This window comes from Nibricoccus aquaticus, from assembly GCF_002310495.1.
Classification (GTDB): domain Bacteria; phylum Verrucomicrobiota; class Verrucomicrobiia; order Opitutales; family Opitutaceae; genus Nibricoccus; species Nibricoccus aquaticus.
Map to the genome: position 1 here is coordinate 4,190,156 of NZ_CP023344.1, position 13,186 is coordinate 4,203,341.

General features: G+C 61.8%; 12 protein-coding genes. All 12 read left to right on the forward strand.

The genetic code is table 11. From position 1 onward, the window contains the following. Positions 1-16 precede the first annotated feature (16 nt). On the forward strand, positions 17-1,456 hold the full coding sequence (gene ahcY / locus CMV30_RS16930) for an adenosylhomocysteinase (RefSeq protein ID WP_096057122.1): 1,440 nt from the start codon (positions 17-19) through the stop codon (positions 1,454-1,456). A gap of 242 nt (positions 1,457-1,698) precedes the next feature. Then, the gene (locus tag CMV30_RS16935) at positions 1,699-2,376 is read left to right on the forward strand and encodes a type II secretion system protein (RefSeq protein WP_096057123.1); all 678 of its coding nucleotides are present in this window, start codon (positions 1,699-1,701) and stop codon (positions 2,374-2,376) included. A gap of 71 nt (positions 2,377-2,447) precedes the next feature. Beyond that, entirely contained in the window at positions 2,448-4,160 is a 1,713-nt protein-coding gene (locus CMV30_RS16940) for a GspE/PulE family protein (RefSeq protein WP_096057124.1), read from the forward strand. Positions 4,161-4,163: 3 nt separating this feature from the next. Then, complete coding sequence (locus CMV30_RS16945) at positions 4,164-5,372, forward strand: type II secretion system F family protein (protein WP_096057125.1); 1,209 nt, start codon at positions 4,164-4,166, stop codon at positions 5,370-5,372. Continuing rightward, complete coding sequence (locus CMV30_RS16950) at positions 5,369-6,193, forward strand: type II secretion system protein (RefSeq protein WP_096057126.1); 825 nt, start codon at positions 5,369-5,371, stop codon at positions 6,191-6,193. The genes CMV30_RS16945 and CMV30_RS16950 overlap by 4 nt, the downstream gene beginning before the upstream one ends. Beyond that, positions 6,190-7,656 carry a hypothetical protein gene (locus CMV30_RS16955; RefSeq protein WP_096057127.1) on the forward strand — a complete coding sequence of 489 codons (1,467 nt, stop codon included), beginning with the start codon at positions 6,190-6,192 and terminating at the stop codon, positions 7,654-7,656. Before CMV30_RS16950 ends, CMV30_RS16955 begins: the two co-directional genes overlap by 4 nt. Beyond that, complete coding sequence (locus CMV30_RS16960; protein WP_138223352.1) at positions 7,646-8,290, forward strand: hypothetical protein; 645 nt, start codon at positions 7,646-7,648, stop codon at positions 8,288-8,290. Before CMV30_RS16955 ends, CMV30_RS16960 begins: the two co-directional genes overlap by 11 nt. Beyond that, positions 8,274-8,819 (forward strand): hypothetical protein, encoded by a 546-nt coding sequence (locus CMV30_RS16965; RefSeq protein WP_096057129.1) that lies wholly within the window; start codon positions 8,274-8,276, stop codon positions 8,817-8,819. The genes CMV30_RS16960 and CMV30_RS16965 overlap by 17 nt, the downstream gene beginning before the upstream one ends. A 13-nt stretch (positions 8,820-8,832) precedes the next feature. Then, positions 8,833-10,335: a pilus (MSHA type) biogenesis protein MshL gene (locus tag CMV30_RS16970; RefSeq protein ID WP_096057130.1), complete on the forward strand. Its 1,503-nt coding sequence runs from the start codon at positions 8,833-8,835 to the stop codon at positions 10,333-10,335. 40 nt (positions 10,336-10,375) lie between these two features. Beyond that, positions 10,376-11,308: a GGDEF domain-containing protein gene (locus tag CMV30_RS16975; RefSeq protein WP_096057131.1), complete on the forward strand. Its 933-nt coding sequence runs from the start codon at positions 10,376-10,378 to the stop codon at positions 11,306-11,308. Then, positions 11,305-11,904 (forward strand): HD-GYP domain-containing protein, encoded by a 600-nt coding sequence (locus CMV30_RS16980; protein ID WP_096057132.1) that lies wholly within the window; start codon positions 11,305-11,307, stop codon positions 11,902-11,904. The genes CMV30_RS16975 and CMV30_RS16980 overlap by 4 nt, the downstream gene beginning before the upstream one ends. 107 nt (positions 11,905-12,011) lie before the next feature. Then, positions 12,012-13,172, forward strand: coding sequence for a DNA polymerase IV (gene dinB, locus CMV30_RS16985; protein ID WP_096057133.1), 1,161 nt, complete (start codon positions 12,012-12,014; stop codon positions 13,170-13,172). Positions 13,173-13,186 lie beyond the last annotated feature (14 nt).

Genomic DNA, 13,186 nt, shown 5'->3' on the forward strand with positions numbered 1-13,186 from the left:
ATTCGTTTTTCCTCTTATGCCATCTGTTTCTCTTCTTAAAAACGTGCCCAAGGGCCAGGACTACATCGTTCGCGACATCGGCCTCGCCGATTGGGGCCGCAAGGAACTCAACGTCGCCGAGCACGAAATGCCCGGCCTCGTTTCTCTCCGCAAAAAATTCGGCGCGAAGAAGCCGCTCAAGGGCGTGCGCATCACCGGCTCGTTGCACATGACGATCCAGACCGCCGTCCTCATCGAGACGCTCGTCGCCCTCGGCGCCGATGTCCGCTGGGCTTCGTGCAACATCTTCTCCACGCAGGATCACGCCGCTGCCGCCATCGCGAAGACCGGCACGCCCGTCTTCGCATGGAAAGGCGAGACGCTCGAAGAATACTGGGATCTCACATGGAAGGCCGTCTCCTTCCCCGGTGGCAAAGGCCCTCAGCTCGTCGTTGATGACGGCGGCGATGTCACGCTGCTCCTCCACAAGGGCTACGAGATGGAGCAGGGGAGCGACTGGTACAAATCCGAGTCCTCCTCGCACGAAGAGCAGGTCATCAAAGACCTCCTCAAGAAGATCGGCAAAACGCAGAAGGGCATTTTCACTGCGATGATCAAGGACTGGAAGGGCGTTTCCGAAGAGACGACCACCGGCGTTCATCGCCTCTACCAGCTGCACGAGCAGGGCAAACTCCTTGTGCCATCGATCAACGTGAACGACTCCGTCACCAAGTCGAAGTTCGACAATCTCTACGGCTGCCGCGAGTCCCTCGCCGACGGCCTCAAGCGCGCGACCGACGTCATGATCGCGGGTAAAGTCGCCTGCGTTTGTGGCTACGGCGATGTGGGCAAGGGCTCCGCGTTTTCGCTCAAGGGCTTTGGCGCCCGCGTCATCGTTACCGAAGTCGATCCGATCAACGCCCTCCAGGCCGCGATGGAAGGATTCGAGGTTAACACCGTCGAAAGCACCCTCGGCACTGCGGACATCTACGTGACCACGACCGGCAACAAGGACGTCATCACGCTCGAGCACATGCAGAAGATGAAGGATCAGGCCATCGTCTGTAACATCGGCCACTTCGATAACGAGATCCAGGTTGACCGTCTCTATAAAGCGCCCGGCGTGAAGCGCGTCACCATCAAGCCTCAGTACGACCAGTTCACTTTCCCGAAGGGCAACACGATCTACATGCTCGCTGAAGGCCGCCTCGTGAACCTCGGCTGCGCCACCGGTCATCCGTCGTTCGTCATGTCGAACTCCTTCACCAACCAGACGCTCGCCCAGCTCGATCTCTGGAAGAACAAGGACGTGTACAAGGTTGGCGTGTATCGCCTGCCCAAGCACCTCGACGAAGAAGTCGCGCGCCTCCACTTGGAAAAGATCGGTGCCAAGCTCACCAAGCTCAGCCCGAAGCAGGCCGAGTACCTCGGCGTGCCGATAGAAGGCCCGTACAAGCCCGAGCATTATCGCTACTAAGCGAAGGCTCTTTGCGCTGGAGATCGCGCTGGGAGCGCCGGCCGCTGGCCGGCAACCCCAGCTTTAGACAGCCTCTCAAAACCGACGCTTCACCGCGTCGGTTTTTTTATGCGCCGAATCCCGGCTGGGACAGGAGATGCCTCAGTTTGCACGGCAACGACTGCCCGGAGGAGCGTATGAATTTTACTTAAGCCAGTGCGCAGACGGCCGATTAAAACCGAGAGCCGTAGAGTAATTCACCCATGAACAAATCCCCCTTCCGCCTCGTTACCCGCCGCAAGTCCGGCTTCAGCTTGGTCGAAATGATCGGCGTTCTCGCCATCATCGCGATCCTCGCCGTCGTCATCGTACCCAAAGTTTTTTCAACGATAGCCTCCTCGCGCATCACGAATGCCGTGGGCTCCATCACTTCGATGAAGACCGCCGTGGCGGACTTCGCATCCAAGTACGGCACCATTCCCGTCAGTGGCACCACCACCGCGCGTCTCGACGATCTTCTCGTCACCGCAGGTGCCCTCGAATCCCGCTTCGTCGTCAAGATCGGCACCCAGCCGGTCAATCCTCCCATCGCGGGCGGTGTCTGGGCGCGCAACGCAGCAGGCACCTGGGCCGCCACCGGCGGTTCGACTCAAGCCACACAGACGCGCATCGTTTCACAGACTTCGAACACCACCGCGCCGGCAACCGCAGCAGGCCGTAACTTCCAGCTCGATGGCACCAACGACCTTCCGGCCGGCTCCATCGTGATCTCGGCCATCGTCATGCAGCTCACCGCTAACGAAGCTCGTGAATTGAGTGTGCGTATCGACGGCGACGTCGGCTCAGAGACGACCACGGCCACTGCGGATGCCCGCGGCAAAGTCGTGTACGCCGCCGGTGCCGGCACCAAGAACGTTTACGTTTACCTCGCGCACCAATAAGCGCCGCGCTCTTTTCTAAAACTCTGCCGTTTTAATGCGGGCTGCGGGCCAGAGCCTGCGCCCGCCTTTTTATGTCCACCGCTTCCCCAGCACCGACATCCGCCGCCGCGCCAGCCGGAGCCGCTCCGGCTGCACCGCCCAAGCGTCTTGGCGACCGCTTGCTCGAAGCTGGGCTGATCACGCCGCACCAGCTCGAACTCGCGCTCCGCGAGCAAAAGCGCGCCGGCAAGATGATCGGCGCGGTCTTGCAGCAGCTCGGCTTCGTCACTGAGCAGGACATCGCCGCCTTCCTCGCGCAGGATGCGCAGACGCCGACCGTCAACATCGGTAAACTCGAAATCTCCCCCGAGATCGTCGCGCTCGTTCCCTACGATTTTTGCAAAGAGGCCGTCCTCATCCCCTGTCGCCGGGAAGGCGATACGCTCACGGTTGTCATGGCCGATCCGTTCAACGTCGTCGCCATCGACCGCGTCGAGCAGTTGACGAAGCTCCGTGTCGAGGTGCTCAACGCGCCCAAGCCCGACATCCTCGAAAAACTCACCGCCGTCCACGACCGCGAGGGTTCTCTCGACCAGACCATCGACGAGCTGATGAAGATCAGCGGCCGCAAGGGCGACGACAACACCGCGCCCATGATCCGCGCGGTCGAGCAGATCATCGCCGCCGCCGTCCGCAAATCCGCCAGCGACATCCATTTCGAGCCCGACGAAAAATCCCTGCGCATCCGCATGAGAAACGACGGCGTGCTCCAGTCGTTCCTCCTCATCCCGAAAGATCTCCAGGACGCCTTCATCGCGCGCCTCAAGGTCATGGCCAACCTCGACGTCTCCGAGACGCGCCTCCCGCAGGATGGCCGCTTCAGTTTCACCCTCGGGCGCCGCGAGCTGGGCCTGCGCGTTTCCTGCCTCCCGACTAACTACGGCGAGAGCGTCGTGCTCCGCGTCCTCGATAGTGGCAACCTCCTCCTCAATCTCCAATCGCTCGGCCTCCGCAAAGAAGCCGAGGTCTCGCTCGCTGAGGCCGTCGTCCGTCCTCACGGCGTCATCCTCATCACCGGCCCGACCGGTAGCGGTAAAACCACGACGCTCTACACCGCGCTCAACACCGTTAACCGCCTCGAGCGCGCCGTCTTTACCCTCGAAGATCCCATCGAGTACCGCCTGCCCCATATCCGACAGACGCAGGTCAACGAGAAGATCGGCCTCAGCTTCAGCAACGGTCTCCGCACTCTGTTACGCCAAGACCCCGACGTTCTTCTCGTCGGCGAAACGCGCGACAAAGAAACCGCCCAGCTCATGGTGCGCGCCGCACTCACCGGCCACTTGGTCTTCAGCTCGCTGCACACCAACGACACTTTCAGCGCCATCCCGCGCCTCATTGATCTAGGCGTTGAGCCCTTCCTGCTTCCTTCGACGCTGCATCTGATCATCGCGCAACGCCTCGTCCGCCGTCTCTGCCCTGCGTGCAAGAAGCCCGTGGAAAATCCCTGCGATCACCTGCGTTCCTTCAATCTCCCGATCCCGACCGAGAACGAGCCAACCCTCTGGAAACCCGTCGGCTGCCCCGACTGCCGTCAGCAAGGTTATCGCGGCCGCGTCGCGATTTTCGAAGTCCTCGTCATCGACGATGATTACCACCCGCTGCTCCACACCGGCAACGCCGAGAAAATCAAAGAACTCGCGCGCGCCAAAGGCATGCCGCTGCTCTTCGACGACGGCATCCGCCGCGCCTTCCGCGGCGACACCACGCTCGAAGAAGTTTTCCGCGTCGCCTTCGCGACCTGAGCCATGAGCGCCTTCCATTACCGCGCCTACAACGCTGCTGGCCAGACGATCTCCGGCGTGCTCGAAGCCGATAGCGTGACCACGCTGGAAGCCCGTCTGCGCACCGCCGGCGTCTGGCTGCTCGAAGCGAAAGAAGGTGCCGCGCTCGCCGGTTCGAGCGACGGCCAGATCAGCTCCCTCAAAGTAAAGCGCAGCGAGCTCATCGCGTTCTTCGTGCAGATGTCGCTGCTCCTCAAAGCGGGCATCACGCTCCCGAATTCACTCGAGCGTCTCGCTCTGGATTTTGAAGGCTCCAAGCTCGGCACCGTCCTCGCCGGCGTGCGCGAACAAGTCGCCATCGGCGTCCCGCTCAACCAGGCGATGGCGCGTTACCCGAAGGTCTATTCGCGCGAGATCACTGCGATGGTCGAGGCGGGCGAAGTGAGTGGAAAGCTCCCCGAAGTTTTTGAAAGCCTGAGCACCTACTACGAATGGCTGGATCAGCTCACCGGCGACATCCGCCAGGCGCTCATTTATCCGCTGATGGTCATGGGCGCGGCCTCGGCGCTCGTGCTGTTGCTCTTCACGTTTGTTGTCCCGCGCTTCGTCGGCCTGCTCACGGAGCTGAACTTAAAAGTGCCGATGCTCACACGCATCGTCATGGCGATCAGCGACGCGTTGATCGGCTACTGGCCGGTGCTGCTCATCGTCATCGTGGGCGTGCCCATCGGGTTGAAGATCGCGCTCAAAGTACCTGCATTCGCCGTCGCGTTTGATCGCGCGCTCATGGGCATCCCGATCTTCGGACCGCTCGTCGGCATGTTCGCACTTTCCCGTTTCAGCCAGAACCTCGCGATGCTCTATCGCTCGGGAATCACGCTGCTGCGCGGCTTGGAAATCTGCCAGCAACTCGTGGGCAACCGCGCCGTGGAAAAGGCGCTCGTCGATGTCCGCCGCGGCGTCCTCGAAGGCACGCCGATGCACAAATGCCTCGGGCAACACGATGTGTTTACGCCGACGCTCATCACGATGATCGCGACCGGCGAGAGCTCGGGCAGCCTCGATTTCGCGCTCCAGAGCGTGGCCGATTACTACAACAAAATCATCCCGCGCCGCATCAAGATCGTCTTCGCGGTCTTCGATCCGCTGATGATGGTGAGCCTGATTGCTGTCGTCGGCATCGTCGCGCTCTCGGTGATCCTCCCGATCCTTCAACTGTGGGATGTGAAATGAAAACACGTTCACGCCCCTCAGCATGTGCCTCCCGCGCCGGTTTCTCTCTGATCGAGATGATCGGCGTCATGGCCGTGATGGCGATCCTGGCGACGGTGCTTGTTCCCAATACGCTCAAGATGATCGAGCGCGCCGCCGTTCGTGCAGAGGCGGAGACGCTTCGCAATCTCGGAGACCAGACAAAACTACATTTGAGATCTCGGGGTTATCTGCCCGGACTCAAACCAACGGCTCCTATTACTGCGTGGAATGTTGATCTCTCAACGTTTGGTTCGCTGAGCGCCGCTGATGTACTTGCGAACCGAAGGAACAATAATCGTTCTTTTCTATACGACACGGCGTCTACACCGCGTCCACGCGTTCTAATACTATCGAGTATGCGCGGTGGTCTGACCGTACCGGCAAACGCTACTTCCGCGCAATTCGATGCCATCTGGAACACTGCGGATAATTCCGTTCCTAGTGGCGCAGCGGCTGGCCTCTTTGCGGCCAATTGGGCAGGGCAGGGCGAGTATTTGCTTATCGAGCGGGTGAATCTAAAATCGCAGTTACCGATCAATAGGATCGTGCTCAGCGCGAATACTTCGTCCGTGCCCACCACTGTGAGCTTTGTGGTGCTTCACCCCGATGGGCAAAACACATCCGGATCACTCACCACGGTAACGGCAAATGTGACAGTGATCAGGCCCGATCTCATACTCAGAGACGGCGACATCTTGGTGCTCAGAAAACCAAATGGCACTGATGATTATCGCTATGTCGTCGCAGGCCGGGATGCAAATTTCCTCTACACGGACCTGAAAGGCTGGCTCCCCCAATGAACACGCCGTCGCCACTTCCTGCTCCCGAATCTGCTCCGGGTCCGAAACCCGCCTCCCGCGGCTTCATGCGGCGCAACAGCGACACCCTCGGCATCGCCTGGATGCACGGCTCCTTTCACGCCGCCGTCTTCCGCCGCCAGACTCTCGTCGCCTCCTGGGCGTGCGACGTCGAGGTGCCCGGCATCGAGGATTTCGAATACGCGTTCGACTCCGCGCTAGGTGCGCTCGGGTTCAAAGGCGAAGAGGTTTTCCTGATCCTCGCGCACGATCAATTCATCCATCAAGCGGAGCAGGCCCCCGGATTTTCCGAAGCGGCTTCGCGTTCCTACCTGCGTGGACGCGTCGAGCGTCATGAGAAAGAGCAGGAGCCGGTTCTCTGGGTGAGCCAGCGCACGCTCTCAGCGCGTCAGGAAGCGGCCTTCGTGTTGCACATGCTGCCGTCGGCTTTTTACGGACGCCTCAACAGCCTGCTGCTCGCGCGTCGTCTCGACCTCACGCGCATCCTGCCGGTCTCGGTACCGCTTCAGCTCATTCTCGAATCGCTCGAAACGCCCAAAGACCAGCCCGTGCTGCTCGCTGCGGAAACCGGCTCAACCACCACCGTGCTCGCCGCGCGTAACGACGGCCAGCTCCTGTTCTCCCGCACGTTGCTCGCGCGTTGGGACGCCGATCCGGCGCGCCTCGGCGTCGAGGTCAACCGCTCGCTGCTCTACGCCAAGCAGCAGTTCAGCGCGGTGATCGACCGCGTGTGGCTGCTCGGTGCTGCCAGCGAAGCCGCCCGCACCGAGGTGCAGGCCCGCTGTGGCTCCGGCAAAGAAATCACCGTCCGCGCCTCCGCTCCCGTTGACTGGCTGCAGGCCGTCGCGCGCCTTTCGCCGCGACACCCCGTGAATCTGGTTGCCGGATACCTCGGCCGGAAGCGCCGCCATCAATTCGTCCGCCGCGCGCTCATCGCCGGCTGCTGGCTCGGCTTCGGCCTCATGACGCTCGATGCGTGGAGCCGCTCCTCGCGCTGGCAGGAGGAACGCCAACGCCTCGCCAGTCTCACGGCGACAGAAGCCACCTTGCACGAGACGCGTGCCCGTCTGGAACAGCGCAACAACTCGGCCGACGCCCACCGCGCGTTCATCAAACAGGCATCTGAAGACCGCCTCCCGCCCGTGCCCGCCCGCCTGCTCGCGTTTATCTCCGCCGCGCTTCCGGCCGATGCCAGCCTCACCGACTTCCAGGTGAAGTGGGATGCCGCCACCGCCTCGTGGTCATTCCGTCTCGATGGACAGATCGACGGCGATGAAGAGACCGCCCGCGAAGCGCTGACCGCATTTCAGAAAGTCCTCGTGCGCAGCCCGCTCCGCGCGCGCTTCAACGACGCCACTCGCGCGCTCGCGCCGGTCCCTGTCGCAGGCACCGAACTGCCCAGCGCCCAACGCTTCAACCTGGAGGGAACGCTCTTTGAAAACTAAGCCCCCCGACGCCCTGAAGAATTTCTGGCTGATGCTGACCGAGGTCCCCGGCTGGCCGGATGCTCCTGCATGGGCGCGTTTGAAACGCGCACTGCCGGTACTCGTGCCATGCGCGGGCATGTTGTTTTTCGCTGTCTGGTATTTCGCCATCCACGCCCCGCGCGTCCGCATCGAGACCGAGGCGGCGCTCCCGTTGATCGCTCTCGAAGACGAGATCGCGATGCTCCAACTCGCCACTTCCGAGCAACAAGTCGCCGAACTCAACGAGCGCGCCGCCTCGGCTTCACGCCAGCTGCTCGACTCTCCGGCCGAGGCCGCCGCGTTTCTGAAAGGCCTCAAGAAAGAGGCGGCCGATCGCGGTTTCGACGCGACTTTGATCAGCTCCGAAGTATCCGCCGACTCGGCACCGGAAGGCGCGCTGGTTTCCTTCATTCCTGTTCGCGGCAAGCTCGTGGTTGGCCCGGGAAACACCGAGCCCTTCGTCAACCTGCTCGCGCTGCTCGACCGCTTCGCCAGTGCGGGCAAACGAATCGACCTCATGAGGCTCGCCGTCCGTGCCGATGACCAGAAATGGCAGGCCATCGAGGTTAACTTCCGCCTGGTCTGCCCTGTTGTGCATGAAAAAACTCCTTAACAATCCCTGGGTCGTCGGCGTGCTCGCGCTGGCCGCTGTGGCGTTTGTCGCCCATTCGCTGATACCGGCGGGCGGCAGCCCGGGCGTGTCCGAGGTTGCGGAGGATGCGGGAAACGGTGAACTTCCCGGCGGCGAGTCCTCCGGAACTACGGCGGACGCCGGAAGCGTTCGAGATGCGATCAAAGAACTTTCCGGCAATCCAGCCGCCACCCGCGATCCCTTTTCCTCTCGCGCCAAAGCGGTGGCCGTCTCCGCGACTCCTGCGGAAAAAGTCCCCGCGCCCGATGTCGTCGAAACCGTGCGCCTGACCGCGCTCTGGACCCAAAACGGCGGCACCTACGCCCTGATCAACGAGCGCATCTGCCGCGTCGGCGACAAGCTTGGCCGCATCACCATCGAAACCGCCACGCAAGACGGCGTGTGGGTGACGCATTGGAAAGGCCGCGACTTCATCGCGCTCGGTGCCGCCTTCACACTCACAACGCCCGCGCTCAAAGCGGCCGCACTTTCACTTTCTACCGATAGCTAAGCCCCAACGGCCCATGAAAAACACCCCGGCATTGACCGCCCAGATCTGTATCCTCGCCGCGTTGATGCTCACGGCTCCGCTCTCCGCCCAGGAGTCCGCCGCCTCTGCTCCGGCAGTCGTTGCCGTCGAACCCGCGCCGCTGGCCGCTGTGCCACCGACGTCTTTCAGCTTTCGCGCCGAGGGCGTGCCCATCAAGCAGGCACTCGCGATCTTCGCCCGCGCGAACAATCTCAACATCGTCCCGGACCTCGACATCGAAGGGGACGTGACGGTGGAATTCAAAGATCTTCCGCTCGATCTTGCGATGCGCTCGCTGCTCGAAGCCAACGGCTACTATTTCGTCCAGGACAAAGGCCTGCTACGTGTGCGCAACCGCGAGACACGCATCTTCCAGATCGATTACATCCAAGCCACACGCTCGGGTCAGGGCTCGAACGCCGTTCAGATCAGCTCGGGCGGCGGTTCCAGCGGCGGAGGCTCCAGTGGCGGCGGCGGCGGTTCGTCGGGCGGTGGCTCGGAGGGCTCGACCATGACGGTGACCAACACCTCCACGATCAACTTCTGGGGCGATCTCAACGATCAGCTTAAGTCGATGGTTTCCGCAGGCGGTTCCTACACCGTCAACAGCCTTGCCGGCACGATCCTCGTTCGCGACAGCCACCGTAACATTGAGATGATCGCCGACTACCTTCACGCGGTGACCAACAGCGTCGTCCGCCAGATCGATCTCGAAGTGGAAATCTACGAGGTCGCCCTCAGCGACTCGTTCCAGCTCGGCATCAACTGGCAGCAAATCTCCAATCGCGTGGATAGCTCCTTCAACACGATTCCCGGCCAACTCGGCCTCGGTTCAGGTGGAGGTCTTATCATCCAGAATCCCGTTTATGGCACCGCCCCGGGCGCGCCCGGCATCCAGATCCGTCACCAGCGCGGAGAGTTCTCCGCCGTACTCGATGCGTTGAAGCAACAGGGCGAGCTCAAGATCGTATCCAAGCCTCGGCTTCGCACGTTGAACAACCAGCCCGCCGTCGTTCGCGTCGGCCAGGACATCCCCATCTTCACCCGCCAGGTCACCCAGTCACCCGGCAGCCCGCCGGTCATCACCACGACGGAAACCGTGACTAACATTACTGTGGGCACTGTGCTTTCGATCACACCTCAGGTGGCGGCCGATGGACGCATTACGCTCGATATTACCCCCGCCGTCAGCCGGCTGGTGCGGATGGATTTTTCCGCCAGTAACGACACCAGCGCCCCCGTCATCGACATCCGCCAGGCTTCCTCGATCGTCCGCGTCCGCGATGGCTCGACCATCGTTATGGGCGGACTCGTCCAGGACAGCGCGAGCGTCACCAAGCGCAAAATTCCGCTCTTCGGCGACATTCCGCTGCTCGGCAAAGCATTCACCGGGAAGTATGAAAACAAAGAGCGCACCGAACTGATTTTTTTCCTTACCCCGCGCATCGTCCGCGACGACGAAGCCGACGAAAAACTGGTCAAGACCGTGGCAAAATAGCCGATAGCTGAGAGAATCCTTCGTCGGTCGCTGCTACCCCATGCTCTACCAGACCATCAAAGTCCTCCTCGTGGAAGACATGCTCATGATCGCCAAGATCACGGAGCAGATGTTGAAAAAATCGCCGTCGAATCGCTATGCGGCGACGCATCGGGCGCGCCTCGCCGAAGCAGTCACGACGCTCAAGACCGAGGAGTTCGACGTCATCCTGCTCGACCTGAATCTTCCCGACAGCCGCGAACTCGACACACTCGCCCGAATCATCGAAGTCGCTCCGGATGTGCCGATCATTGTTCTCACGGCGAACAACAGCGACGAAGTCGGACTCCAGGCCGTGAAGATCGGCGCCCAGGATTTTCTGCTGAAAGGGGATTTTAACTACCTCACGCTTGATCGCGCCATCGTTTACGCCATCGAGCGTCACCGCCTCCAGCGCACGATTCGCCAGCTCGCCGTTATCGACGAACTCACCGGCCTCTACAACCGCCGCGGCTTCAACACGCTGAATCCGGACGTGATCCAGAAGGTCAAGAAATCCGACCTGCGCGGCTATCTGGTCTATTTCGATCTGGATCGTTTCAAGCAGATCAACGACGTCCACGGTCACGCTAAGGGTGACGAGGCGTTGAAAGAATTTTCCCTCACGTTGCAGAGCGTCTTCCGCAAGGACTCGCTTCTCTCGCGTTTCGGCGGCGATGAATTCGTTGCGATGGGCGTCGAGATGAACCCCGGGCAGGCCGAGCAAACGCTCTCGTCGCTCGATGTCGTGCTCTCCGTGCGCAACGCGCAGGCGGGCGTGATCTACAATTTGGAGTCGAGTCACGGCGTGACCTACTTCGACAAGGCCGGCCCGCACGACATCGAGGAACTCAGCGCCGCCGCTGACGCCGCACTCTATCAGAATAAAGAGCGCCGCCGACGTCTGCGCGCGCCAGCCCAGGCTGGTTTGCAGCCTCAGGAGGATCGCCGATGAGCACCTTCGACCCAAAAAATCCCGGCATCGAGATCGCGGTGCGTCTGCGTCTCGCCTGTGAAGCGCATGATACTTCGATCAGTTCTCATCTCGATCGTGTGAGCCGCTACGCCTGCGAAATCGGCCGCCTCATGGGGCTCGATAAAACGCGCATCCAGGAACTCCACTATGCGACGCCGTTGCACGATCTGGGCAAGATCGGTCTGCCTCAAGAGCTCCTCAGCAAGCCGGGCCGGCTGACGCGCGAGGAGATGGAAGTCATCAAATCTCATTCGATGATTGGTTTCAGGATGCTCGATGGCAGTCCCTGGCCGATCATCCAGTGCGCGGCCCGCATCGCGCTTGCGCACCACGAGTGCTGGGACGGCAGCGGTTATCCGCACGGACTTGTGGGTGAAAATATCCCTCTCGATGCGCGCATCGTCGCTGTGGCCGATGTGTATGATGCGCTGCTTTCACAACGCGCCTACAAGCCCGCGTGGGAAGAGGATCTCGTGATCGCGGAGATGCGCCGGATGCGCGAAACGAAGTTCGATCCGGCGATCCTCGATCTCTTCCTGAATCATCTGCCGGCGATGGCGGTGGCTGCGGGCTGAGCGAGGGGGATGGCGAACAACGCGCCGGAAAGGCGCGTTTCACCTCGGAATTATCGGGCGGAGATTTTGGCGTTTGGAATTTTGGCGTTTGGGATTTCTCTGTGCGGATGCCGATCCCGACCATCGTCCATCTCGATGCCGACGCGTTTTTCGTGTCGGTCGAGCAGGCGTTGAATCCGTCGTTGCGTGGGAAAAAAGTCGCGGTCGGAGGACGCGAGCGCGGGATTATTTCCTCGGCTAGCTATGAAGCGCGGGCGTGCGGCGTGTATACGCCGATGCCGACGCAGCGAGCGCTCAAGGTGTGTCCCGATCTGGTGCTCGTGCCGCATACGGCGGGCGTGTACGGCGAATACTCGCGGAAGCTTTTCGACCTGTGTGAACAGCTCACGCCGTACGTGGAGCGGAACTCGATCGATGAAGGGTATCTCGATGTCGGACCGTGCGGGCATAAGACGGCGGCGGCGGTCGAGGCGGTCGTGCGCGGGTTGCAGCAACGCATCTGGGATCGGTTGCAGATCACGGTTTCGTTCGGACTCGCCTCGAACAAACTCATCGCGGCCATCGCCAGCAAGCTCCGCAAGCCGCGCGGATTCATCGTCGTGCCGCCGGGGACGGAAGCGGCGTTTCTCGCGCCATTGGAGATCGGCAGGTTGCCGGGCGTGGGCACGAAAACGGAAGCGTCGCTCAAGGAGAGAGGCATCGAGCGCGTGCGGGATTTATTCGAGCGCCCGGAGGCAGAGCTGCGATCGGTGTTTGGCGAAGGCTGGCGCGGGATGCTGGCGATGGCGCGCGGCGAGGACGATCGCGTCGTCGAGACGGAGCATGAGGACGCGAAGTCGTACTCGCAGCAGGAGACGTTTGGGAAAGACATCTCTGATTTCGCGGAGATCGAGCGCGTCGCCAAAGGGATGATCGACGACTTGCTGCCGAAGATCCGCGCCGACGGGAAACGCGTGCGCACGCTCACGGTGAAAGTGCGATATCCCGATTTCGAGCAAGCCTCGGCCGGACACAGCCTGCCGGAGGCGGTGGAGCTGGAGACGCCGTTTTATCCGTGGATCGCGCCGCTGTTGAAGCAGGCGTGGACGAAGCGGCGGCCGTTGCGGCTGGTGAGTGTGAAGCTTTCGGGCGTGGAGGCGCCGCAGGCGCAGCTGGAGATGTTTGCGGAGGGCGATGAGAAGCGGAAGCGCCTGGCGGCGACGCTCGATGCGTTGAAGGCCGCGCGGGGCAGCGGGGCGATCGTGCGCGGCGCGCAGATCAAGAAATGAAGTGTCGCGCGCTC